Source organism: Modicisalibacter sp. 'Wilcox' (assembly GCF_010993675.1).
In the GTDB taxonomy this organism is placed as follows: Bacteria; Pseudomonadota; Gammaproteobacteria; order Pseudomonadales; family Halomonadaceae; genus Modicisalibacter; species Modicisalibacter tunisiensis.
Map to the genome: position 1 here is coordinate 215,340 of NZ_WNXF01000003.1, position 23,841 is coordinate 239,180.

General features: G+C 69.0%; 23 protein-coding genes and 1 tRNA gene. 14 read left to right on the top strand and 10 right to left on the bottom strand.

Features of this window, described 5'->3' with window-relative positions; translation table 11 throughout:
* Positions 1-288 precede the first annotated feature (288 nt).
* From rnr to G7A98_RS04445, 10 genes are all read left to right on the top strand, one after another.
* Positions 289-2,670: a ribonuclease R gene (rnr, locus tag G7A98_RS04400; protein WP_163648264.1), complete on the top strand. Its 2,382-nt coding sequence runs from the start codon at positions 289-291 to the stop codon at positions 2,668-2,670.
* Between the two features lie 89 nt (positions 2,671-2,759).
* Positions 2,760-3,500 (top strand): 23S rRNA (guanosine(2251)-2'-O)-methyltransferase RlmB, encoded by a 741-nt coding sequence (rlmB, locus tag G7A98_RS04405; RefSeq protein WP_276207472.1) that lies wholly within the window; start codon positions 2,760-2,762, stop codon positions 3,498-3,500.
* 141 nt (positions 3,501-3,641) lie between these two features.
* Positions 3,642-4,034: a 30S ribosomal protein S6 gene (gene rpsF, locus G7A98_RS04410; protein ID WP_163648265.1), complete on the top strand. Its 393-nt coding sequence runs from the start codon at positions 3,642-3,644 to the stop codon at positions 4,032-4,034.
* 27 nt (positions 4,035-4,061) lie between these two features.
* Entirely contained in the window at positions 4,062-4,289 is a 228-nt protein-coding gene (rpsR, locus tag G7A98_RS04415) for a 30S ribosomal protein S18 (RefSeq protein WP_031382360.1), read from the top strand.
* Positions 4,290-4,303: 14 nt separating this feature from the next.
* Positions 4,304-5,155 (top strand): hypothetical protein, encoded by an 852-nt coding sequence (locus tag G7A98_RS04420; RefSeq protein ID WP_163648266.1) that lies wholly within the window; start codon positions 4,304-4,306, stop codon positions 5,153-5,155.
* Positions 5,156-5,170: 15 nt separating this feature from the next.
* Positions 5,171-5,617: a 50S ribosomal protein L9 gene (gene rplI, locus G7A98_RS04425; RefSeq protein ID WP_163648267.1), complete on the top strand. Its 447-nt coding sequence runs from the start codon at positions 5,171-5,173 to the stop codon at positions 5,615-5,617.
* A 175-nt stretch (positions 5,618-5,792) separates the two neighbouring features.
* Positions 5,793-7,181 carry a replicative DNA helicase gene (dnaB, locus tag G7A98_RS04430; protein ID WP_163648268.1) on the top strand — a complete coding sequence of 463 codons (1,389 nt, stop codon included), beginning with the start codon at positions 5,793-5,795 and terminating at the stop codon, positions 7,179-7,181.
* A gap of 102 nt (positions 7,182-7,283) precedes the next feature.
* Positions 7,284-7,586 carry a hypothetical protein gene (locus G7A98_RS04435; RefSeq protein ID WP_163648269.1) on the top strand — a complete coding sequence of 101 codons (303 nt, stop codon included), beginning with the start codon at positions 7,284-7,286 and terminating at the stop codon, positions 7,584-7,586.
* A 66-nt stretch (positions 7,587-7,652) separates the two neighbouring features.
* The gene (locus G7A98_RS04440) at positions 7,653-9,425 is read left to right on the top strand and encodes an EAL domain-containing protein (protein WP_163648270.1); all 1,773 of its coding nucleotides are present in this window, start codon (positions 7,653-7,655) and stop codon (positions 9,423-9,425) included.
* A gap of 123 nt (positions 9,426-9,548) precedes the next feature.
* Entirely contained in the window at positions 9,549-9,851 is a 303-nt protein-coding gene (locus tag G7A98_RS04445) for a DUF6482 family protein (protein WP_163648271.1), read from the top strand.
* 3 nt (positions 9,852-9,854) lie between these two features.
* On the opposite strand, the gene G7A98_RS04450 is transcribed toward G7A98_RS04445, so the two are convergent.
* Complete coding sequence (locus tag G7A98_RS04450; protein ID WP_163648272.1) at positions 9,855-10,238, bottom strand: DUF393 domain-containing protein; 384 nt, start codon at positions 10,236-10,238, stop codon at positions 9,855-9,857.
* Positions 10,239-10,398: 160 nt separating this feature from the next.
* Between G7A98_RS04450 and hemH the strand changes: the two genes are divergently transcribed.
* Positions 10,399-11,388 carry a ferrochelatase gene (gene hemH / locus G7A98_RS04455; RefSeq protein WP_163648273.1) on the top strand — a complete coding sequence of 330 codons (990 nt, stop codon included), beginning with the start codon at positions 10,399-10,401 and terminating at the stop codon, positions 11,386-11,388.
* Positions 11,389-11,392: 4 nt separating this feature from the next.
* Here the strand turns inward: hemH and G7A98_RS04460 are convergent, their stop codons facing one another.
* From G7A98_RS04460 to G7A98_RS04490, 7 genes are all read right to left on the bottom strand, one after another.
* Positions 11,393-11,776 carry a Na+/H+ antiporter subunit G gene (locus G7A98_RS04460; RefSeq protein ID WP_163648274.1) on the bottom strand — a complete coding sequence of 128 codons (384 nt, stop codon included), beginning with the start codon at positions 11,774-11,776 and terminating at the stop codon, positions 11,393-11,395.
* Positions 11,777-11,807: 31 nt separating this feature from the next.
* Positions 11,808-12,077 carry a K+/H+ antiporter subunit F gene (locus tag G7A98_RS04465; protein WP_163648275.1) on the bottom strand — a complete coding sequence of 90 codons (270 nt, stop codon included), beginning with the start codon at positions 12,075-12,077 and terminating at the stop codon, positions 11,808-11,810.
* Positions 12,071-12,568, bottom strand: coding sequence for a Na+/H+ antiporter subunit E (locus G7A98_RS04470; protein ID WP_163648276.1), 498 nt, complete (start codon positions 12,566-12,568; stop codon positions 12,071-12,073). The genes G7A98_RS04465 and G7A98_RS04470 overlap by 7 nt, the downstream gene beginning before the upstream one ends.
* Positions 12,565-14,106 (bottom strand): monovalent cation/H+ antiporter subunit D, encoded by a 1,542-nt coding sequence (locus G7A98_RS04475; protein WP_163648277.1) that lies wholly within the window; start codon positions 14,104-14,106, stop codon positions 12,565-12,567. Before G7A98_RS04475 ends, G7A98_RS04470 begins: the two co-directional genes overlap by 4 nt.
* The gene (locus G7A98_RS04480; RefSeq protein ID WP_163648278.1) at positions 14,103-14,453 is read right to left on the bottom strand and encodes a Na+/H+ antiporter subunit C; all 351 of its coding nucleotides are present in this window, start codon (positions 14,451-14,453) and stop codon (positions 14,103-14,105) included. Before G7A98_RS04480 ends, G7A98_RS04475 begins: the two co-directional genes overlap by 4 nt.
* Complete coding sequence (locus tag G7A98_RS04485; protein WP_163648279.1) at positions 14,453-17,251, bottom strand: monovalent cation/H+ antiporter subunit A; 2,799 nt, start codon at positions 17,249-17,251, stop codon at positions 14,453-14,455. The genes G7A98_RS04480 and G7A98_RS04485 overlap by 1 nt, the downstream gene beginning before the upstream one ends.
* Before the next feature lie 90 nt (positions 17,252-17,341).
* Complete coding sequence (locus tag G7A98_RS04490; RefSeq protein ID WP_163648280.1) at positions 17,342-17,503, bottom strand: hypothetical protein; 162 nt, start codon at positions 17,501-17,503, stop codon at positions 17,342-17,344.
* A gap of 263 nt (positions 17,504-17,766) precedes the next feature.
* On the opposite strand from G7A98_RS04490, the gene G7A98_RS04495 reads away from it, so the two are divergent.
* Positions 17,767-19,176 (top strand): DASH family cryptochrome, encoded by a 1,410-nt coding sequence (locus G7A98_RS04495; RefSeq protein WP_163648281.1) that lies wholly within the window; start codon positions 17,767-17,769, stop codon positions 19,174-19,176.
* Positions 19,177-19,429: 253 nt separating this feature from the next.
* Positions 19,430-19,702 (top strand): DUF3429 domain-containing protein, encoded by a 273-nt coding sequence (locus tag G7A98_RS16670; RefSeq protein WP_240464670.1) that lies wholly within the window; start codon positions 19,430-19,432, stop codon positions 19,700-19,702.
* Between the two features lie 156 nt (positions 19,703-19,858).
* Here the strand turns inward: G7A98_RS16670 and G7A98_RS04505 are convergent.
* A tRNA-Met gene (locus G7A98_RS04505) sits at positions 19,859-19,935 on the bottom strand.
* Between the two features lie 170 nt (positions 19,936-20,105).
* On the opposite strand from G7A98_RS04505, the gene phbB reads away from it, so the two are divergent.
* Positions 20,106-20,852 carry an acetoacetyl-CoA reductase gene (gene phbB / locus G7A98_RS04510; RefSeq protein WP_163648282.1) on the top strand — a complete coding sequence of 249 codons (747 nt, stop codon included), beginning with the start codon at positions 20,106-20,108 and terminating at the stop codon, positions 20,850-20,852.
* Positions 20,853-20,932: 80 nt separating this feature from the next.
* Here the strand turns inward: phbB and G7A98_RS04515 are convergent, their stop codons facing one another.
* Complete coding sequence (locus G7A98_RS04515; protein ID WP_163648283.1) at positions 20,933-23,707, bottom strand: DUF349 domain-containing protein; 2,775 nt, start codon at positions 23,705-23,707, stop codon at positions 20,933-20,935.
* Positions 23,708-23,841: the final 134 nt, after the last annotated feature.

A 23,841-nucleotide genomic window follows, 5' to 3' on the forward strand; every position in this document is an offset into this window, starting at 1 on the left:
GGAGAGGACTTGAACCTCCACGTCCGTAAGGACACTAGCACCTGAAGCTAGCGCGTCTACCAATTCCGCCACCTGGGCCGGGGCAAGTGGCCACGAATCATACCGATTCCTGACGCGAATGCAAGCCCCTCGGCGGCAATTCTTCGGGCGAACGGCGGTCGCGGGTTGCCGGCCGATGGTTGGGTCGCCTTGCGCACGGCGCTATACTGCGCGCATGACAAGACCCTTATCAGCCTCAGCCGCGCCGCGTCCGTCATCGCCCGCAACGACAATCAAGGAAGCTACAACATGAATCACTGGACGTTAAATGACGATCCGCACGCCGCGCGCGAAGCCGAAAAATACGACAAGCCGGTCCCCAGTCGTGAATACCTGCTGGCCCGGCTCGAGGAGTATGGCAAGCCGATCACCGACGAGAACATGAGCCGCATGCTCGGCCTGACCGACGATGACCAGGTCGAGGCCGTGCGCCGCCGTCTGGCCGCCATGGAGCGTGACGGCCAGATCCTGCGCAACCGTCGCGGCGCCTACGCGCTGATCGACAAGCTCGACCTCATCAAGGGCAAGGTGCTGGGCCATCGCGACGGCATCGGCTTCCTGCTCCGCGACGACGGCAAGAAGCCCGACCTGGTCATGCCGCCGCGCCAGATGCGCCGCGTGTTCCATGGCGATCACGTGCTGGTGCGCATCAGCGGTCGTGACCGCCGCGGCCGCGACGAGGCGACCATCGTCGAGGTGCTCTCCCGCAACACCCAGGCGCTGGTCGGCGTGTTCCGCGAGCGTTCGAGCGAGTTCGGGGTATTGATTCCCGAGAACACCCGCATCACCCAGGAAGTGATCGTGCCGCACAGCGCCGCCGGCGGCGCCCGGGACGGCCAGGTGGTCTCGGTACGCATCACCCAGCAGCCCGAAACCCGCGTGCAGCCGGTGGGCGAGGTGACCGAGATCCTCGGCGAGCGCATGGACCCGGGGATGGAGATCGACATCGCCATCCGCAGCTACGAGATTCCCGATGCCTTTCCGCCCGAGGTCGAGGCCCAGATCGACGGCATGTCGGATCAGGTGGCCGAGGCCGACAAGCACCATCGCATCGACCTGCGCGACACCCCGCTGGTGACCATCGACGGCGAGGACGCCAAGGACTTCGACGATGCGGTCTGCGCGTGGAAGACCAAGTCGGGCAGCTGGAAGCTGATCGTGGCGATCGCCGATGTCTCGCACTATGTGCGCCCCGGGTCGGCGCTCGATCAGGAGGCTCACGTTCGCGGCAACTCGGTGTACTTTCCCGGCCAGGTGGTGCCGATGCTGCCCGAGCTGCTCTCCAACGGGCTGTGCTCGCTCAACCCGGAGGTCGACCGCCTGACGCTGGTCTGCGAGATGAACATCTCCAAGACCGGGGCGATCAGCCGCTATCGCTTCTACGAGGCGGTGATCCGGTCGCACGCCCGCCTGACCTACACCCAGGTCGGCGAGATGCTCGAGTCCCCCGACAGCCCGCTGGGTCAGGAGCTCTGCCAGCGCTATCACAGCCTGCTGCCCTCGCTGCACAACCTGCACGCGCTGTACAAGCTGCTGCGCCAGTCCCGCGAGGAGCGTGGCGCCATCGATTTCGAGACCACCGAGACCGAGATCCTGTTCAACGCCGAGCGCAAGATCGAGGCCATCGTGCCGCGCTCGCGCAACGACGCCCACAAGCTGATCGAGGAGTGCATGCTGGCCGCCAACGTGGCCACGGCGCGCTTCCTCGACAAGCACGACCTGCCGGCGCTGTATCGCATCCACCAGCCGCCGGCCGCCGAGCGGCTCGACAAGCTGCGGCTGTTCCTCAACGAGCTGGGCCTGACCCTGCCCGGCGGCGACGAGCCCACGCCGCAGGACTTCCAGGCCCTGCGCGAGACGATCAAGGACCGTCCCGACGCCGACATTATCCAGACGGTGATGCTGCGCACCATGAGTCAGGCGGTCTACTCGCCGCACAACGAGGGGCACTTCGGCCTGGCCTATCAGGCCTATGCCCACTTCACGTCGCCGATCCGCCGCTATCCGGACCTGCTGGTGCACCGGGCGATCCGTTCGGTCATCCGCGGCCCGCGCCAGACCAGCAACGTGCTGCGTGCCGAGGGGGCGCCGGTGGAGAAGCCCTCCATCTGGTGTCCGTACACCTTCGAGCAGATGATCGAGCTCGGCGAGCACTGCTCGATGACCGAGCGCCGTGCCGACGATGCGACCCGCGACGTCGCCGACTGGCTGAAGTGCGAGTTCATGTCCGACAAGGTCGGCGACACCTTCGAGGGCACTATCGCCTCGGTGACCCAGTTCGGGATCTTCGTGCGTCTTGACGACGTCTATGTGGAGGGGCTGGTGCATGTCACCTCGCTGCCCTCCGACTACTACCACTACGAGCCCGAGAAGCATCGCCTCAAGGGCGAGCGGGGCGGCATCGCCTATCGTCTGGGCGACGGCGTCACCGTGCAGGTGGCACGGGTCGATCTCGACGAACGCAAGATCGACTTCGATCTGGTCGACGAGCACCCGCGACGCCAGAAACCGCCGCGCAAGGCCGGTGGGCCGCGTGGCAGCGGCGGCGGTGACGAGGGTGGCGGGCGCAAGCGTTCACGGCGCAAGTCGCGGCCCGGCAAGCGTGAGCGTCGCGGCGGGGAGTCGTCGTGAGTCGTCGTCAGGCCCGTTCGCCCGCCGGCGGCAAGGGTCGCGGTACGGCAAAAGCGCCGCGTATTGCGACCCCGGCCGGGCTGGACAGCGTGTTCGGTGTGCATGCCGTCGAGGCGCTGCTCGAACGTGGCGAGCCACCCCGCGAACTCTGGTATCAGGAGGGGGCGGCCGAACGGCGGCTCGGCGAGCTGCTTGCCCGGGCCGCTGATGCCGGCGCGCGGCTCACCGCCCAGCCCCGTGACGTGCTCGACGGTCTGGCGCAGGGCGCCAGCCACCAGGGGGTGATCGCCTTCTGTCCGCCGCTCGAGGCACAGAGCGAGGAGTCACTGTGGCATCGCCTCGGCGGCTGGCCGCACGCCGAGCCTCCGCTGCTGCTGGTGCTCGACGGCGTCACCGACGTCCACAACCTGGGCGCCTGCCTGCGCAGTGCCGACGCCGCCGGCGTGCACGGCGTGGTGGTGCCCAAGGACAAGTCGGCGCCGCTCAACGCCACCGTGCGCAAGGTAGCCTGCGGGGCCGCCGAGAGCGTGCCGGTCTATCGCGTCACCAACCTGGCGCGCGCCCTGGGCCGGCTCAAGGACGCCGGCGTCTGGGTGCTGGGTACCGCCGGGGAGGCGACCGACGACGTCTTCGCGGCCGACTTCGACCGCCCCGTGGCGCTGGTGATGGGCGCCGAAGGCAAGGGGCTGCGGCGGCTCACCCGTGAAGCCTGCGACACTCTCATCAAGCTGCCCATGGCGGGCAGCGTCTCCAGTCTCAACGTCTCGGTGGCGACCGGCGTGTGCCTGTTCGAGGCCGTGCGCCAGCGTCGAGGGGCGGCCGGCGGCTGAACGCCGCTTGCATGGGGTGGGGCGCATCACTACAATTGTGCGGTTCTTTGAACACCCTCACCCCGTACTCAAGACTCCTTGCTTCCGCATGGCCGGTTCCACTGTCGCCATCGGGAAGCTGTCAAACCGAAAGGAGATACCATGCGTCATTACGAAATCGTGTTCATGGTCCACCCGGATCAGAGCGAGCAGGTTCCGGCGATGGTCGAGCGCTACACCAGCCTCGTCACCGACAACGGCGGCACCGTGCATCGTCTCGAGGATTGGGGGCGCCGTCATCTGGCCTACCCGATCAACAAGATTCACAAGGCCCACTACGTGCTGATGAACATCGAGTGCCGCGGCGAGACTCTCGAGGAAATCGAGAACATCTTCCGCTTCAACGATGCCATCATCCGCAGCCTGGTGGTGCGCTGCAAGGAAGCCGTGACCGAGGCGTCGCCGATGATGAAGGCCGCCGAGGACAAGGGCCGTCGTCGCGACGAGAAGTCCGACAAGCCCCGCGCCGAGCGCACCGAAGCCGCCGCCAACTGAATCGCTGCCCGTCCAGGAGGATAATCCATGGCACGCTTTTTCCGTCGCCGCAAGTTCTGCCGCTTCACCGCTGAAGGCGTGAAGTATATCGATTACAAGGATATCGATACGCTCAAGGCCTACATCACCGAGACCGGCAAGATCGTTCCCAGCCGCATCACCGGCACCCGTGCGCGGTACCAGCGTCAGCTGTCCACCGCCATCAAGCGGGCCCGCTACCTGGCGCTGCTGCCGTACACCGATAGCCACCAGTAAGCCGATACCACGCAATGCTACCCCTGGCTCGCTGGGTCATGCGCGGCACGCCGCACGCCGCGGGTGCCGCTGCAGCCGCCGCCCTCGTGCCGTGGCTGTTCTGGCTGAGCGCCGCGATCGCCTCGCTGGTGACGCTGCGGCGCGGCCTGGCGCCGGCCATGCCGGTGATCGTCGCCGCTGCGCTGCCCACCGGCTGGTGGTGGACGCGGGGTGACAGCATCCCGCTGGCCACACTGCTGCTGGTGACGCTGATGGCGGTCGTGCTGCGCGCGCGCCGACGCTGGAGCGAAACGCTGATCGTCGGCGCGCTGGCCGCGGCCGTCATGGTGCAGCTGGGTGTGTTCCTGCCGCCGGGTGGTGTCGACCCGCTGCTCGAGACGCTGCGCCAGAGCTCGCCGGAGTTCGCCCGCATGCTCGACGAGCTGGCCGCCCAGGGCGTGTCCACCGAACGGCTGGCCACGCTGCTGATCGGCGGCATCACCGGGCTGATCGTCATGCTGGCCAGCGTGGCCTGCCTGGCGCTGGCACGCAGCTGGCAGGCCGGGCTCTATAACCCGGGCGGGTTCCGCAGCGAGTTCCATGGCCTGCGCCTGACCCGCCGGGAGCTGCTGGGACTGTTCGCCATGGCCATCGTCGGCGGTCTGGTGACCTGGCCGGCACTGGTGTTCATGAGCTGGGTGCCGCTGCTGATCGGTGGCGTTGCGTTGATTCACGGCCTGATTGGTCTCAAAGGGATGAACGGGTTATGGCTGGTCGCCTTCTATGCGCTGCTGCTGACCACCTGGCCCATGATTCTGATCGTGCTGCTGCTGGGCCTGGTCGATACCTTCGCGGATTTCCGCGGCCGGCTGGCCCGCAGCCAATGACAAGAGGTTAACGAGATGGAAGTCATTCTGCTCGACAAGATCGGCAAGCTGGGTGCGCTGGGTGACAAGGTCACCGTCAAGCCCGGTTACGGCCGCAACTATCTGGTCCCCTACGGCCTGGCCGTGCCGGCGACCAAGGACAACGTCGCCGCCTTCGAGGCGCAGCGTGCGGAACTGGAAGCCCAGGCGACCGAACGCCAGCGTGAAGCCGAAGAGCGCGCCGAGCAGCTCAACGACATCGAGCTGTCACTGGTCGCCAAGGCCGGCGACGAAGGCAAGCTGTTCGGTTCCATCGGTCCGCGCGACCTGGCCGACGCCCTGACCCAGGCCGGCATCGACGTCGCCAAGAGCGAAGTCCGCATGCCCGAAGGGCCGATCCGCGCGACCGGCGAGTACGACGTCCAGCTGCACCTGCACGCGGAAGTCGACGCCACCGTGCGTATCGTGGTGGTGGCCGAGTAACTCGCCCCGCCACGGCCGGCCCGGCCGGTCGAGAGACAGCGCGACGCCTTCCGGGGTGTCGCGCTTTCTTTTGCGCGCGAGCCGGCTCCGGGGTCGGCGGCGCGGCGAGACGAGATAGGCTAGAATGGCGCGGCGGTCGCTGCGGCCGCCACGCCCCCGATGTCGGAACGAGCCCATGAGTGACTCCCTGGAACTGGACCCGGAAGCGGCCGCCCTCAAGGTGCCCCCGCATTCGCTGGAGGCCGAGCAGTCGGTGCTGGGTGGCCTGATGCTCGACAACGCTGCCTGGGATACCGTCTCCGAGCGCCTGGTGGCGGATGACTTCTACCGCTACGAGCATCGCCTGGTCTTCAACGTGATGATCCAGCTGGCCGAGAGCGCGCACCCGCTCGACGTGGTGACGCTGTCCGAGGCGCTGGAGTCCCGTGACCAGCTCGACACCGTGGGTGGGCTGGCGTACCTCGCCGAGCTGGCCCGCAACACGCCTTCGGCCAGCAACATTCGCGCCTATGCCGACATCGTTCGCGAGCGCGCCACGCTGCGCAAGCTGATCCAGGCCGCCAGCCAGATCGCCGACGGCGCGTTCGCTCCGCAGGGCCGCCCGGCCGACGAGCTGGTCAACGAGGCCGAACGGCTGGTCTTTCAGATCAGCGAGTCGCGCCCCAAGATGGGTGGGCCGGTCGGTATGAGCGACCTGCTCACCAAGGCGGTGGATCGCATCGACGAGCTGTTCAACATGCAGGGGCAGATGACCGGGCTGTCCACCGGCTTCCGCGACCTGGATGACATGACCTCAGGCCTGCAGCCCTCCGACCTGGTGATCATTGCCGGACGCCCGTCGATGGGCAAGACCACCTTCGCAATGAACGTCGTCGAGCATGCGGTGATCTCCAGCGACAAGCCGGTGATGGTGTTCTCGATGGAGATGCCCGCCGAGGCACTGATGCTGCGCATGCTCTCCTCGCTGGGGCGGATCGACCAGACCCGGGTGCGTACCGGCCAGCTCGAGGACGAGGATTGGCCGCGGCTGACCTCGGCGGTCAACCTGCTCAAGGACAAGCAGCTGTTCATCGACGACACGGCGGCGCTGTCGCCCAACGAGATGCGCTCGCGCATCCGCCGCATCGTCCGCGAGCACGGCAACCTCGGCATGATCATGATCGACTACCTGCAGCTGATGCAGATTCCCGGCTTCTCCGAGAACCGCACCGGCGAGATCTCCGAGATCTCGCGCTCGCTGAAGGGCCTGGCCAAGGAGTTCGGCTGCCCGGTGATCGCCCTGTCGCAGCTCAACCGCTCGCTGGAGCAGCGGCCCAACAAGCGCCCGGTGATGTCGGACCTGCGCGAGTCCGGCGCCATCGAGCAGGACGCCGACCTGATCGCCTTCGTCTATCGTGATGAGGTCTACAATCCGGATAATCCCGACAACAAGGGGCTGGCCGAGCTGGTCATCGGCAAGCAGCGCAACGGGCCGATCGGCACCGTGCATCTGGCCTTCATCGGCAAGTACACGCGCTTCGAGGACCTCGCCCCCGACAGCTACGGCCAGCACTTCGGCGAATGACCCGGGGTTGAGGCCGGACGGTGCGGCCGTATAATGCCGCCCCTCGGGCGTCAACCGGCCCCGGGCCGACCATCGACGGCACAGATGACAGAGGAGAGATCCATGGCGGGCGGATATCGTCGCGGCTATCGCAAGCGTACCCCCAAGCTGGAGGCACGCGGCACGCTCGAGAGCATCGAGCGCGAGGGCCCCTTTCAGGAATGGCTGGGCATGCCCGACCTGTACCGCTACACGCTGGTGGTCGACGGCGAGACCTACAGCTACCAGACCGAGGACGCCGAGCTGCCGGTCGGCGAGGGCGATTACGTGGTGTTCCGCTACAAGCAGACCAAGGCCGGCAACTGGGTCGACCGCAACTCGCTGGGCATCGCCATCGACCCCTCGACCTACCGGCCCGACGCCTGAGGATCGCCGCCACCGGCAGCGGTGGCGGCCGTGAAAGGGCGCCCGTGTCACGCAAGTGTCATCGTCATGTCGCTCAATGGCGGCATGAATCCCGACATCTCCTGTATCTCGCCGATTTCCGGGCTGGATGCCTTCATCGACACGGCGGCCGTCACCGTCCACTTCCAGCCGATCGTGGCGGTGCATTCCGGCCATGTCTTCGCCTATGAGGCCCTGTCCCGCGGGCCGGCCGGCACGGCGCTCGAACCGCCGCTGGCGCTCTTCAGGGCCGCCCGGGAGCGGCACCTGCTGGCGCCGTTGGAGGCGGTGTGTCGCGAGCGGGCCATGACCCGCTGGGTCGACGAGGGGCTCGACGAGCGGCTGTTCATCAACGTCTCGCCGGAAGTGCTGCTGGATCCGCAGCACCGCAGCGGCGAGACGCGCCGCCTGCTCGAGACCCTGGGGCTGCCGCCCCATCGCGTGGTGATCGAGCTGACCGAGCAGTCGCCGGGCATCGATCCGACGCTGATGGCCGAGGCGGTGCGCCACTACCAGTCGATGGGCTTCGCCATCGCCCTGGACGATCTCGGCGAGGGCTATGCCGGGCTGCGCCTGTGGTCGGAGATCGCCCCGGATTTCGTCAAGCTCGACCGGCATTTCGTCAGCGGGCTCGACGGCGATCCGGTCAAGCGGCGCTTCGTGCGGGCGATCATCGACATCGCCCACAGCATGGGCTCGCAGGTGATCGCCGAGGGCGTCGAACGCGAGGCGGAACTGGCCTGCCTGGTGGAACTGGGGGCCGACTACTGCCAGGGCTGGCTCCTCGCCCATCCGGCGCCGGACCCGGCCCGGCGGCGGCCGGCGCTGGAGGAGCGGCTCGCGACCCTGACGCGGCGCCACCGTCTGCCGCTGGAGGCGGTGATCATCGAACGGCTCTGTACCCGGGTGACGCCGCTGGCGGCCGATGCTAGCGTGGCCGAGGCCAGCGAGCGCTTTGCCGCCGAACCCGACTCGCGCTGCCTGGCGGTAGTCGACGAGCAGGCCGTCCCCATCGGCGTGCTCGATCGCCAGCGGATCCTGGCGCTGCTCGGCAAGCGTTTCGGCTTCGACCTCCACGGGCGTCAGCGGGTCACCCGGGTGATGCGCCACGCTCCCTTGTGCGTGGAGGGCAGCGCCTCGCTCGACCAGGTCTCGCGCAAGGTCACCGGGCGCGAGCGCGACCTGCGCGACGAGGACTTCGTGATCACCGAGGCGGGGCGCTATCGCGGCATGGGGCGGGTGGTCGACCTGCTGCAGGTCATCACCGAGCAGCGTGTCGAGATCGCCCGCCAGGCCAACCCCCTGACCCAACTGCCCGGCAATGCGCCGATCCGCGCCGCCCTGGACCGCTTCGCCGGGCGCGCCCGGCCCTTCATCGCCGCCTATCTGGATCTGGACCACTTCAAGCCGTTCAACGACCGCTTCGGCTATGCCCTCGGCGACCGCCTGCTGCTGACGCTGGCCGAGCTGCTCGGCGAGTCGCTGCGCGATGGCGACTTCCTGGGGCATCTAGGCGGCGACGACTTCGTGCTGCTGCTCGACGACCCTCGCGATCGCCACGCCCGCCTGGCCGACATCCAGCGACGCTTCCGACGCGCCTGCGAGGCGCTGATGCCCGAAGCCATCGTCCGGGCCGACGGCTTCGACGGGGTGGACCGCTTCGGCCAGCGTCGCGTCTTCGGCCTGCCGCGGCTGTCCATCGCCGCGCTGATGCTCTCCGGTACGCGCCGGCCGGCGAGTTTCGGGGACTGCTGGCGCAGCCTCAAGGCGCAGGCCAAGCGCGACGCCACGGGGCGCGTGGTGGCCCGTTACCCGGCGTGAACTTCAGATGCGTTGCGTGGTCTGCAAAGATTGACCGCTGACATGGACCTGTCACACCCGATGGCTAGCCTGACTGGATAAGCAGGCCCGCCAATGGATCGACAAGCACAAGGAGGGAGCCTCATGGAGCTTCACGCACTCAAGCACTACGTGCACGAGCACGACAATTTCGAAGTTCGCGTCATCAGCCACGCCGGCAGCCGTTTCTACCAGGTCGAGCTCGAGGACCTCGAGGGCCAGCGTCACCTGCTGACCCGGCAGGGCAAGCCGATGCTGTTCCGCGCGCTGGACGACGTCTACCTGGAGCTCAAGCGGGCCGGCATCCACCGCGCCTATCTGGTCCAGTTCGTCGCCCACGACGAGATGATCGGCCACGAGGCCCACTATCACGAGCCGCTGGCCTCGCGCATGCCGCTGGTCTTCTGAGGGTCAGTACCGGGTCGGCAGCAGCCGGCCCAGGGTGAAGCGGTGCCGCGCCACCCACAGGTAGCCCCGATCGAGAATCCCCTTCAGCCCCGGCCGGTGTGACAGCCATACCAGCCGGCGATAGCCCAGCAGGGCGAGCATCGCCCGAACCGCCTCCATTCCCGCGAACCACTCGCCTCGCCCGTCGCGGGCGAACATGCGCCCCAGCAGCTCCTCCCAGTCGCGCCCCCAGGCCGCCGGCGAGAACTCCGCTGCACGGATGTTCACGCAGCGGATGCGCTCGCGATGGCGTTGCCGGTGGATCCAGGCGACCTGACGTCGGCAGATCGGGCAGTCGCCGTCGTAGAGCATCGTCAGCGGCGCTCGGGCGGTGGCGGGTGAGGTCATGCGTCCTCCGAGACGTTGCCGGGCAGGCGTGCTGCCCCGGTGTCCAGTTGTTCAATCGTTGTACAAATGGCCGAGATAGTCACGCTTCATTCCCCCGGCGAGCCGGGGGCTTGGTAGACTGCCCGGACTGTCACCTGCTTGCGTTCAAGGAGAGTCGTTCATGTCTCAGCCCCGCTTCGGCGTCCTGCTGGCCAACCTCGGTACCCCCGATGCGCCGACCCCGGCGGCGGTGCGCCGCTATCTGGCGGAGTTCCTGTGGGACGAACGGGTGGTGGATGTCTCGCGGCCGCTGTGGTGGCTGATCCTGCACGGCGTGATCCTGCGCGTGCGCCCGGGGCGGGTGGCCCGCAACTATGCCGCGGTCTGGCAGGACGAGGGCTCGCCGCTGCTGGCGATCGGCCGCCGCCAGCAGCGCGCCCTGGCCGAGCGTCTCGCCGAGCGCTTCGGCGAGACGATTCCCGTGGAGCTGGCGATGACCTACGGCAACCCGAGCATGGAGCGGGCCGGCCAGGCCCTGCGCGATGCCGGGGTGTCGCGCATCCTGGTGCTGCCGCTGTTCCCGCAGTTTTCGCGCTCGACCACCGCGGCGGTCTTCGACCGTCTGGCGCGGGCGCTCAAGCCCTGCCCGCACCTGCCCGAGCTGCGGTTCGTCAACGACTATCACGCTCATCCGGCCTACATCGAGGCGCTGGCGGCCAGCGTGCGCGAGCACTGGGCGAGCCAGGGCGGCCAGCGGGGGCGGCTGCTGATGTCCTATCACGGCATTCCCAAGCGCTATGCCGAGTCGGGCGACCCCTACCCCCAGCAGTGCGCGGCCACCAGCCGGGCGCTGGCCGAGGCGCTGGGGCTGGAGGACGACGCCTGGCTGATGAGCTACCAGTCGCGCTTCGGTCGCGAGGAGTGGCTCCGGCCCTACACCGACGAGACGCTGAAGGCCTGGGGCCACGAAGGCGTCGAGCACGTCGACGTGATCAGCCCGGCCTTCGCCGCCGACTGCCTGGAGACCCTGGAGGAGCTCGAGGTGGAAAACCGCGATAACTTCCTCGGCGCCGGCGGCCGGGTCTATCGCTACATCCCGGCGCTCAACGACCGCGCCGATCACATCGCGCTGTTCGCGCAGCTGGTGGAACAGCACACCCGGGGCTGGTAGGGCGTCAGGGCAGGCGGTCGCCGTTGGCCTCGCTCTCCTCGTCCTCGGCCAGCTCCTCGATCTCGCCCCGGGTGCGCGGATCGCGGGGCAGCTTCTGGTGCAGCGCGCTCTTGGCCAGCAGGTGGGCGGACACCGGCGCGGTGATGAACAGGAAGATGGTGATCAGCATCTCCTGGAGGCTCGGGCCCTTGCCGACCAGCGAGAAGTAGAGCATCGAGGCCAGCAGCACGCAGCCCACCCCCAGGGTGGTGGTCTTGGTGGGGCCGTGCAGGCGCATGTAGATGTCGCGCAGATGGGTCAGCCCCAGCGAGCCGATGAAGGCGAAGGCGCCGCCGGCAATCAGCAGGACGGCGATCACGCCCTCCATGAGGTTGTAGAAGCCGATCATGTCTCGCTCCTTGGCCGGTGTCGCGCCGGTGTCATTCGATGATGTCGCCGCGCAGCAGGTACTTGCAGACGGCCACGGTGCTGATGAAGCCGAGCATGGCGATCAGCAGGGCGGCCTCGAAATAGGTCTTGTCGTTGAGCCAGATGCCGAGCAGCACGATCAACGCGATGGAGTTGACGTACAGGGTGTCGAGCGCCAGCAGGCGGTCGGGCTGGCCGGGGCCGATCGCCGCGCGATACAGGCACAGCAGCATGGCGGCGGTGAACAGGGCCAGGCTGATCCAGAAGGCAACGTCTAGCATCCGAAGATCTCCTTGAGCGGTCGTTCGTAGCGCTCGCGTATCGTGTCGATGGTGGCCGGGATGTCGTCGGTGTCCAGCACGTGGATCAGCAGCGTGCGGCGGTCCTGGCGCAGGTTGGCCGATACCGTTCCCGGCGTCAGCGTGATGGTGCTGGCGAGGATGGTGATGGGGAACAGCTCCTCGAGTTCCAGCGGATACTCGACGAAGGCCGGCTGCATGCGCCCGCGCGGATCGAGGATCAGCTTCGAGACCTCCAGGTTGGCGACGATGATGTCGCCGAGCAGGCGCAGGATGTAGCGCACCAGCAGCCAGGGCCGCTTGATGGTCGGCTGGTGCTCCCAGAAGCGTCGGGTGAGCAGCGGGATGACGATGGCCAGAAAGCCGCCCAGCAGCACCTGGCCGAGGGCCATGCTCTGCTGCAGCATCAGCCACACCGCCAGCAGCAGGATCGACAGCAGCGGCATGGGCAGCCACGGTTGCACGGGAATCATGAGTCACCCTCCGTCCGGTGGCGTTCGAGGATCGCCTGGATATAGGCCTCGTGATCGGCCAGCTGGTCGGCTGCGGCCTCGGTGTAGGCGCTCAGCGGCCCGGCGAAGGCCACCAGCAGCGGCGAGGCGCCGATCAGCAGCAGCAGGCCCAGCGTGCGCAGGGCGCCGATGCCCGGCGTGTCACCATTATTGTCCCGGGCCTCGCTGCGCTCGTTGCCCGAAGCGCGCCAGAACACCGTGGAGCCGCTGCGCGACAGGGCGACGATCGCCGCCAGGCTGCTCGACAGCAGGATCGGCCACAGCCAGACCTGCTGGCCCGGGGTCGCGGCCTGCAGCAGCAACGCCTTGCCCACCGCGCCCGAGAAGGGCGGCACGCCGGCGACGGTCAGTGCGGCGATGAAGAACAGCGTGCCCAGCAGGGCGACCTGTTGCACCGACCGGCCGCGCACGATCCGGGCGCCGGCCTTGCCGCGCTGGCGCGCGATGCTGTCGACGAGCAGGAACAGCCCGCCGGTGATCAGTGTGGTATGCACCATGTAGTAGAGCAGGGCGCCGTGGGCGTCGATGCTGTTCATGCCGATGCCGGCCAGCAGCGTGCCCACCGAGATGATGATCAGGTAGGCGACCTGGGTGCGCAGGTCCCGCGACGACAGCACGCCGACCCCGCCGAGCGCCAGGGTGGCCAGCGCCAGCCACCACACCCAGGGCTGGGCCAGATTCGCCAGCGAGCCCGCCTGGGGGCCGAAGATCAGGGTGAACACGCGCAGGATTGCATAGATGCCGACCTTGGTGAGGATGGCGAACAACGCCGCGACCGGGGCGGGTGCCGCGGCATAGGCGCGCGGCAGCCAGAAGTACAGCGGCAGGATCGCCGACTTCAGGCCGAACACCACCAGCAGCAGCATGGCCCCGGCCTCGGCGAGCACCAGCCGGCCGCTGTCCAGCCCCGGCGCCCGAGCGGCCATGTCGGCCATGTTGAGTGTGCCGATGGTGCCGTAGAGCACCCCCAGGCCAATCAGGAACAGCGCCGAGCCGGCCAGGTTCAGCGCCACGTAGTGGAAGCCGGAATGGATGCGCGCCTTGCCGCCGCCGTGCATCAGCAGCGAGTAGGAGGCGATCAGCAGCACCTCGAAGAACACGAACAGGTTGAACAGGTCGCCGGTGAGGAAGGCGCCGTTGATGCCCATCAGCTGCAACTGGAACAGGCCGTGGAAGTTGGAGCCTTCCTCGTCGGTGCCGGCGCTGGCATAGCACAGGCTGCCCAGTGCCAGCAGCGCGGTGAGGGTGACCATCAGCGCCGATAGCCGGTCGAGCACCAGGATGATGCCGAACGGCGGCTGCCAGTCGCCCAGCGCGTAGTACTGGATGGTGCCGCCGGCGCTCTCGCGCATCAGCAGCACGCCGCAGACCAGCAGGGCCACCGTGGCGGCCAGGGCGATCAGCCGGCGCGGCAGCGCCGGCCCCTCGCGCTTGAGCAGCAGGCCCAGCCCGGCGAACAGCGGGATCAGGATCGGCAGGACGATCAGGTGGTTCATCAACTGCGCTCCTCCCGCGGCTCGTCGACACGATTGCCGTTGACATGGTCACTGCCCAGGTCGCCGCGTGCCCGCATGGCGAGAATCACCGAGAACGCCGTCATGGCGAAGCCGATCACGATCGCCGTGAGCACCAGGGCCTGGGGCAGCGGGTCGGCATGGGGGCCGCCCTTGTCGCCGAGCACCACGGCACCGCCCGTGTCCAGCCCGCCCATGGAGAACAGGAAGAGGTTGACCGCGTAGGACAGCAGGGTCAGCCCCACCACCACCGGAAAGGTGCGGCCGCGCAGGGCGAGGAACAGGCCGCAGGCGGCGAGCACGCCGGTGGTCATCGAGAACAGCGCTTCCATCAGGCCTTCTCCTTCTGCTTGCTGGGGCGGTGGGGCGTGGTCAGCTTGCCCAGATTGGCCAGGATCATCAGGGTGGCGCCGACCACCGTGAGGTAGACGCCGAGGTCGAAGAGCATCGCCGTGGCCAGCTCCACGTCGCCGATCAGCGGGATATGGAAGTGGCCGAACGACGAGGTCAGGAACGGGTACCCGAACGCCCAGCTGCCCAGGCCGGTCAGCGCGGCGACGCCGACCCCGGCGACGGCGATCGGCTGGTACTGGAAGGACAGCCGGCGCTGGCTCCAGTCCACCCCGCGGGCGATGTAGATCAGGATCAGGGCCACCGCGGTGACCAACCCGGCGATGAAGCCGCCGCCCGGGGCGTTGTGGCCGCGCAGGAAGATGAACACCGAGACCAGCAGGGCCAGCGGCAGGATGGTCTGGGAGACGCTGACCAGGATCATCGGATGGCGATCCTTCGACCAGGGGCGGCCGTCGGCATCGCTCGAGGGCATGAACAGGCGCAGCCGGTTGAGCAGCTTGTAGATGCCCACCGCGGCGATGCACAGCACGGTGATCTCGCCCAGGGTGTCGAAGCCGCGGAAGTCCACCAGGATCACGTTGACCACGTTGTGGCCGCCGCCGCCGGGCACGCTGTTGTCGACGAAGTACTGCGAGATCGACTCCAGCGGCCGGGTCAGCACCGCGAAGTTGAGGCTGGCGACGATGCCGCCGAAGCCCGCCGCCAGCAGGGCATCACGCAGGATACGCGGCGCGCCGGATTCCTTGGGGGTGCGCTGCGGCAGGAAGAACAGCGCCAGCATCAGCAGGATCATGGTCACCACCTCCACCGCCAGCTGGGTCAGCGCCAGGTCGGGCGCCGAGAAGCGCGCGAAGGCCAGCGAGGTCACCAGGCCGACGATCGACAGCATCAGCAGCGAGACCAGGCGCCGACGGTGCAGCACCGCGGTGGCCAGGCCGGCGAACATCGCCATCAGCGCCCCGGCGACGAGCAGTCCGTCCAGCGGCTGCAGCGGCAGGGGGCCGCGCAGCTGCACGGTATGGGTCAGCGTGCCGCCGACCAGGCAGAGAATGGTGATCACCAGCCACAGCATGTAGCGCTGCAGGGAGCCGTTCTCCAGGGTATCGATCAGCTGCTGGGCGCCGCGCACCACCCACTGCACGGCCGCCTCGAAGTTCAGGCGGGCGTTCTGGATGCGGAACTGGCGCTGGAAGGCGAACAGGTGGCGGCGCTGGACATAGAGCACGGTACCGCCGATCAGGGCGATGGCACTCATCAGCAGCGGCAGGTTGAAGCCGTGCCACACCGCCAGGTGCAGTTCGGGCACGGGGCCGACGAGGGCGGCCCGGGCGGCGGCGTCGATCAGGGTCGTGGCGGTCAGCGCCGGCATCACGCCGACCACGATGCACAGCGCGGCCAGCAGCAGGCCCGGCGCGACCATCGGCAGCGGCGGCTCGTGCGGGGTCCGGGGCAGCTCCCGCGGCGGGCCGTTGAAGAAGACGTTGTGCACCAGGCGGATCGAATAGGCCACCGACAGCAGGCTGCCCAGGGTCGCCAGCGCCGGGATCAGCCAGCCCAGGCCGCCGAGCAGCGACGTCTCCAGGGTCTCGGTGAGCATCATCTCCTTGGACAGGAAGCCGTTGAACAGCGGCACCCCCGCCATCGCCGCGCCGGCGATCACCGCCACGGTCGCGGTCAGCGGCATGGCCCGCCACAGCCCCTGCAGCTTGCGGATGTCGCGAGTGCCGGTCTCGTGGTCGACGATGCCGGCGGTCATGAACAACGCCGCCTTGAAGGTCGCGTGGTTGAGGATATGCAGCAGCGCGGCGACCACCGCCATGCGCTGGTCGAGCCCCAGCAGCAGGGTGATCAGCCCCAGGTGGCTGATCGTGGAGTTGGCCAGCACGCCCTTGAGGTCGTACTTGAGCAGCGCGAAGTAGGCGCCGTAGAGCAGGGTCGCCAGGCCGGTGAGACCGACCAGATAGAGCCAGGCCTCGCTGCCGGCCAGGGCCGGGTGCAGGCGGGCCAGCAGAAAGACCCCGGCCTTGACCATGGTCGCCGAATGCAGGAAGGCCGAGACGGGGGTCGGCGCGGCCATGGCATGCGGCAGCCAGAACTGGAAGGGAAACTGGGCCGACTTGGTGAAGGCGCCCAGCAGCACCAGCAGCAGCGCGGGCAGGTAGCGCGGGTCGGCCTGGATCATGTCCCGACTGTCGAGCACGGTCTGCAGGTCGTAGGTGCCGACGATATGGCCGAGCAGCAGGAAGCCGGCCAGCAGGCACAGGCCGCCCGCACCGGTCACCGTCAGCGCCATGCGCGCGCCCTTGCGGGCCTCGCTCTGGTGGTACCAGAAGCCGATCAGCAGGAAGGACGACAGGCTGGTCAGCTCCCAGAAGAACCACAGCAGCAGCAGGTTGTCGGCCATCACGATGCCCAGCATCGCCGCCATGAACAGCATCAGGAAGGCATAGAAGCGCGGCAGGTTGTCCTTCGGCGACAGGTAGTAGCGGGCATAGAGGATGATCAGCAGCCCGATGCCCAGAATCAGCAGCACGAACAGCAGCGACAGGCCATCGAGGCGCATGGCGAATTCGAGCCCCAGGGCCGGTATCCAGTCGAAGGCGGCGCGTGGAACGCCGCCGGCGAAGACCGTGCCGGCATGCAGGCCGGCGACGATCAAGGCGAGCGCCGGCGGAATCGCCGTCATCAGGGCGCAGCGGCCGCGTCGGTCATTCGAGCCCATGACGGGCAGCAGGCTGCCGACCAGGGGCAGCAGCACGATCAGTAACACGGACATGAACGACTCGCTCTTGTCGTTGGCATTCTGGCGGGCCGGGCGCTCGGCACCGCGGCATGGCTCACAGTTCAGTCGTCGCGGCGACGACCATCAAGCGCAAATGCGGGGCGGGTCGGTCAGGAAGGGGCGGCGTACGGCGCGGGGCGTCAGCATCCAGGCGGGCGTGCGATCCGCGAGACGCGCGATGGGCAGAGTGTCGGCACCGAAATGGCGGCGCGCACGGCCGGTACCGTGCGGGGGACGATCCGTCATGGTGTCTTCCTCCCTTCATGGCTCCCTGGCGCGTCGGGAATGGCTAGTCGACTGATTTTATTATGAAAATAAGTCGGAAAGACAGCGCCGAAATGAAGTCAGTGTTCGACTCTACCACGCCCCCTGCAGTGTATCCAGCCGCCGTGCCGGCCCAATAATGTACAAAATATGTACCTTTAAGGGTAAAATGTTGTACAGCAATGGTTCCCGGAAAGCCGAGACGACGCGGGCGATGCGCGCCCGGCGGGTCGCAAGGAGGTGCAATGAGTCGCGTGCTGGTGTGGTTGCGCAATGATCTGCGCGTTGCCGACAACCCCTTGTGGTGCGTCGACACGCCTGCCGAGACGATGCTGTGCGTCTATGTGCTCGATCGTCGCTGGCTGACGCCGTGGCGGCCGGGCGATGCGCGGGCCCGGATCGGCCCGGCGCGACTGCGCTTTCTCTGGGAAAGCCTGATGGCGCTGCGCGGCGAGCTGCTGGTGCGGGGCAGCGATCTGCTGGTGTGCGTCGGCGACCCGGTCGACGAACTGCAGGGCGTGCTGCGGCGTGCTCCCGCGGACGTGATTCGCGTGCGCGAGGACCCCGGCTGGCAGGAGAGCGACGACGTGCAGCGCCTGGCCAGCCGTCTGCCGTCGGCGGTGAAGCTCGAGACCGTCTCCGGCGGCACGCTGTTCACCCGCGAGCAGCTGCCCTTCTCCCCGGGCGCGTTGCCCGACACCTTCAGCGCCTTCCGCCGCCGCGTGGCGGGGCTGGCGCCGCGACCCTCGCGGATGGCGCCGGTGACGCTGCCGCCGTGGCCCGACGAGGCGCCGCGCGGCCTGCCGCCGCTGGCCCGGGTGTCGCCGGAGGCCGCCGGGTGGCGGGTCGACCCCCTGGGTGGTCCCTGGCCCGAGGGCGGCGAACGGGCCGGGCGCGAGCGGTTGCAGCGGTTTCTCGCCGGGCCGCTCGATCATTACCGGGACACCCGCAATGCGCTGCTGGGCGACGACGTCTCGAGCCGGCTGTCGCCCTGGCTGGCCTGGGGCTGCCTGTCCGCGGGGCAGGTCATGGCGCAGCTGGCCGAGCGACCGGCCGACGATGACGCGGCCGTGACCGCGTCCCGCGAGGCCTTCGTCGACGAGCTCCTGTGGCGTGAGTACTTCCACTGGGCCGCCCGTCAGGACGGGGCGGCGCTGTTCGGCGAGCACCGCCTGCCGGTGGCGCACGAGCCGGCCCTGGAGGCCTGGTGCGCGGGAGCCACGGGGGTGCCCTTCATCGATGCCGCCATGCGCGAGCTGGTGGGTACCGGCTGGCTGTCCAACCGCGCGCGGCAGAACGTGGCGAGCTTCCTGGTCAAGGACCTGCAGGTCGACTGGCGGCTGGGTGCCGCCTGGTTCGAGCGCTGGCTGGTCGACTACGATGCCGCCAGCAACTGGGAGAACTGGCGTTACGTGGCCGGGGGCGGCCGTGACCCTCGCCGGGATCGCTACTTCAACGTGATGCGTCAGGCGCTGCGCTACGACGCCGACGGGGACTATGTCGCCCACTGGCTGCCCGATCTGGCGTCGCTGCCGCCGGGACCGGCCCGACACGCCCCCTGGCGTCATCGGCCGGCGCGCTTCGGCAGGCCCTGGGTGGAGCCGGAAGCATGGCGGACGGTCATGACGTCATCGGCGGTTGTTACTGGTCAGTAACCGGCAAGCCGGCTAAGCTGTGGCGTTGCACGGATAATCAACGGTTGCAAGGATGCTGCCATGTTCACTGAGGTATCGCCCTCCGTCCGCCTGCCCTTCGGGCTGGGGGCCGTGGGCCTGTTGCCCTTCGTCATTGCCACGGCCGGGGTCTACATCGCTCCGGTACTGTGGCAGGCCCTGGCCATCAAGGCCTTCCTGTTTCTACAGCGCGCTGTGCCTGACCTTTCTGGGCGGCGTCCACTGGGGCGTTGCCATGAGCCGCGACCGCGAGTCGAATCCGGCGTTCGCCACGCGGCTGTGGGTGAGCCTGATGCCCGGCCTGGTCGGCTGGGCGGCGCTGATGATCGAGTACCGGCTGGCGACGCTGGTGCTGATGATCGGCTTCTGGCTGCTGCGCTTCTACGAGCGCACCGATGCCAGTCTCGTGCGGTTGCCGGGCTGGTATCAGGGGCTGCGCAGCCTGCTTTCGCCCGTGGTGGTGGCCTGCCACCTGGCGGTGGTGGTGCGCCTGAGCCTGCTCGGCTGAGTACCGCGCAGGATCGGCAGGCGTGCAGGGGGCGTCTGCCGTGTCGCCTCTCGGCCCCGGGGCAGGCTCACGAGGCGCGGCAGGGATCATGGCGCTCGGGTAGGGGCCAACGAAAAAAAGCGGACCGGTCAATGACCGATCCGCTTCTTCGAAATTTGGTAGCGGGGGCCGGATTTGAACCGACGACCTTCGGGTTATGAGCCCGACGAGCTACCAGGCTGCTCCACCCCGCATCAAATTGTGGAGCCCAGTATACGCAGAAACTGAGTCACGTCAAGAGTCCGTCGGGAATTCGCACAGCGAGCCGAATATTGACCATACTGGCGGGGCGAGGTCACAAAGATGACATCGTCGGTCGAGGAGACTGTTAGTGGTTGAACGTCATGACTCAGGGGGAGAACACATGACACAAGCAGCACCCGTCGCCTGGGTAACCGGTGGCACCGGCGGCATCGGTACCGCCATCTGTCGTGAACTGGCCAGGGAGGGGTATCAGGTCGTGGCCGGCTATCACAATCCCGACAAGGCCCGGAACTGGCTCGAGGAGCAGCGAGCGGCCGGTTTCGACAACATCGCGCTGTCGGGCACCAACCTGATCGACTACGAGGACTGCGAGGCGGGGGTCCGCGAGATCCGTGACACCTACGGGCCGGTCAGCGTGCTGGTCAACTGCGCGGGCATCACCCGCGACACCACGCTCAAGAAGATGAGCCCCGAGCAATGGCGCGAGGTGATCGACTGCAACCTCAACAGCGTCTTCAACACCTGCCGCTGCGTCATCGAGGACATGCTCGAGTCGGGCTACGGGCGGATCATCAACATTTCCTCGATCAACGGGCGCAAGGGCCAGTTCGGCCAGGCCAACTACTCGGCGGCCAAGGCCGGCATGCATGGCCTGACCATGGCGCTGGCCCAGGAAACGGCGGCCAAGGGCATCACCGTCAACACCGTGTCGCCCGGCTACATCGCCACCGACATGATCCAGAAGGTGCCGGAGAAGATCCGCGAGTCGATCCGCGAGTCGATTCCGGTCAAGCGCTTCGGCGAGCCCGACGAAATCGCACGGGCGGTGTGCTTCCTGGCCGACAAGGGGTCCGGCTTCATCACCGGGGCGAACCTGGACATCAATGGCGGGCAGTTCATGGGGTAAGCCCTGGCCGGCGCCCCGTCACTCATCACCCGCACCCGCGAGCGAGGCCCCGGCCTCGCTCGCGGCGTTTCGGGGCTCGCTCAGGGCGGCGGCAGCTCGGCCAGGGCCGCCAGGTGGTGATCCATGTCGGCGGCTTCGCGCCGCCAGGGATCGGGGGCGACCGGGCCGGTGGCGAGGATAGCGGCGAGTACCCCCTCCAGTTCCTCGGCGCGGGTCAGGTCGCGTCCCAGCCCGTCGTTGAGCCGCTGTACCTGGATGGCCAGCCGCAGGGGCTCGTCCTCGCGACTCACCGCGGCGCCGGCCAGCAGGGCGAGGTGCACGCGCAGGCGGGTCAGGTGCTCCGCGACCTCGGCGGCCGGCGGCGGGTCCAGCCGGGCCGCGTTGCGCCGCTCGTGGGCCGACTGCAGCGGGGCGCCCAGCGCCGGAGGCGCCGGGACGTCCTCGGGCGGGCGGCCGTCGATCAGCCGGGCGTCGGCGGCCAGATGGGCCTCGAGCAGCGGCCGCAGTGCCTGCCAGCGAGCGATCGTCTCGCTGACCGCCAGGCGTGCCAGGCGGTCGCGGCGCGCGCGGACGATGCCCGACCACCGTCGGCGCATGCCGTCGCTGCGCCGCCCCTGGGGCAGCGGCTCGAGGCTTTCGGCCTCGGCGATGGCCGCCTCCAGCGTGGCCACGTCGTCGCTGGAGGCGGGCTGCCAGGCATCCAGGCGCTCGATCAGGGCCTGCATGGCCTCGAGGCGCTGGCGGCTGCGCTGGGCACGGTCGTCGCGCTCGTTCTCGCGCGCCGCGAAGATGGCGTCGCAGTAGCCGCGAAACGCCCGCCACAGGGTCTGCTCCTCGCCCTTGGGCGCCCGGCCGAGCTCGCGCCAGCGCCGCTGCAGCGCCTTGGCCTGCTCGGCACGGGAGGCCGCCCGGGTGTCGGTGTCCTCCTGGAGCAGGCGGGCCGCCTCGACCAGCTCGCGCTTGGCCGTGGCGATCTCCTGGGCGCGGTGGTCGATCAACTGCTGCAGGGCGTGGCGGATGCGGCCGAAGCGCTGGCCGATCACCCGGGCCTGGTCGCGGGGCACCGGGGCGAAGCGCTGCCACTGCTCGCGCGCGCGGTCGCGGATCTGGCGCAGGGCGTCCGGGTCGGCGTGCGGGTCGGGGTTGTCGAGCAGCGCCTCGAGCTGCTCGCAGAGGCCTTCGCGGGCGGACAGGTTCTGTTGGCGCTCGGCCTCGCGGCGCTGCTTCCAGGGGCCCAGGCGCTCGTGGATGCGATCCGAGGCGGCACGAAAGCGCGTGGAGAGCGCGCGGTCGGCGGCGGCGTCGCCGAGGTTCTTCCAGTCCTTGACCAGCTGCCGGTGCTGGCGATCCAGTTCGGCATCGCTGTGGGTGGTGTCCTCGGCCAGCGCCTCGATGGCGTCGCACAGCTGCTCGCGCTTGGGGCCGGCGACGAAGCCGCGCCAGTCGCGCAGTTCGGCAAGCTGGGCGCCGAGCCGCTTGAGGGTGGGCTGGTGGCGACGCCGCTCCGCCTCGGGCAGCAGGGCGAGGCGCTGGCGCAGGCTCTGGTGCAGGCGGCTGGCGCGCTTGAAGGCGCCGCGGTCGAGCAGGTCGTCCAGGGCGTCGAGATCGCGGGCGAAGCGGGCGCTCTGCTGCGGCGACCCGGCCGGCTCCGCGGGCGGCGTGGCGAGTACCTGCCGGGCGCGGGCGAGCTGCGGCGTGGGCGGCAGGTCGCCGGGCCAGTCGATGCGGTCCAGGATGCCGGTCAGGGCGGTGGCGTCCTCGGCCTCCAGTGCCGCCGCCAGCTCGGCCCCCTGGCGGTCGAGCCGTTCCCAGGCCTGCAGCAGGCGATCGTACTCCTCCAGCGCGCGGGCATAGCGTTCGCTGAGTGCGGCCTCCGGCGCGTGACGGTCGGAGAGAGTCTGCCACTGGTGGGCCACCAGGTGCTTCTGGGCCTGCAGGCTGGCCATGTCCTGGTCGGTGAGGCATTCGCCCTGGGTGAAGCTGGCCAGGGTGTCCTCCAGCGACTCGATCAGCGAGCGCCGGGTCTCGTCGGCGTCGTCGCGCCGCTCCTCGGCGGCGGCCAGGGCATGATGCCGGGCCTCGTGGTCGGCGATCACCTTGCGGCAGCGCTGCGAGGCCTCCTGGTAGCGCTGCTCCTGGCTGGCGGTGGGCAGATCGCCGAGCGCTTCCCACTCGCGCTCGAGATGGCGATAGCGACCCGGGTAGAGGGGCTCCCAGGCATGCTGGGCGTGGGCCTCGAGGGCGGCAAGGATGCGTTCCCGGCGCTCGCGGGCCTCGCGGGCCTGGGCCTCGTCCTCGCGCAGCCGGTTGAGGCGGGCCCGGGCCAGCCGGGCCACCTGCTTGTCGCGCCGCGAGCGGCGGGCCAGGCGGGTCAGCCCGGTCTCGCTGGTGATCCGCTCGGCGGCGGCCTGGCGTACCGCGGCGATGCCGTTGTCGCAGGCCTGGCGCAGCAGGCGCTCCTCGTCGTCGAGGCGGGCCAGGGCGGCCAGGCGCAGTGCCTGATTGTCCCCTTCCCGGGCCAGGGTCTCGAGCAGGTCGGGGTCGTCGAGCGTCTCGACCAGCGTCAGGCGTTGCCCCAGTGGGGTACTGCCCTCGCGGCCGCTGAGCAGCTCGCGCAGGCGCTCCTGCAACTCGGGACTGTCGTGCGTGTCACGCAGCGCCAGCAGAGCGGCCGGCTCGTCGAGCGCCGCCAGCGCGGCGCGGCGCACGGCCGCGTCGGGGTCGCCGGCAAGTCGCTCGAGACGCCGCCGGTCGTCGTCGGTGTCGGGGTCGAGGCGCTCGATGGCCTGGCGGCGCACGGCGGGGTCGTGGTGCTGCCAGCGGGGCGCGAAGAATCGTCGTAGGAATCCGGGCATAGGTCGCGATACATCCCTGAAAGAGGCGCGGAAGACGCCGGTCGACGCGGCGTGCGCGCAAGGCGTTCCAGTCGTTTATCTAAGCATGGCTCGGCGTGGCCGAAAAGGTCGGGGGCGTCGGTACCCGGAGACAC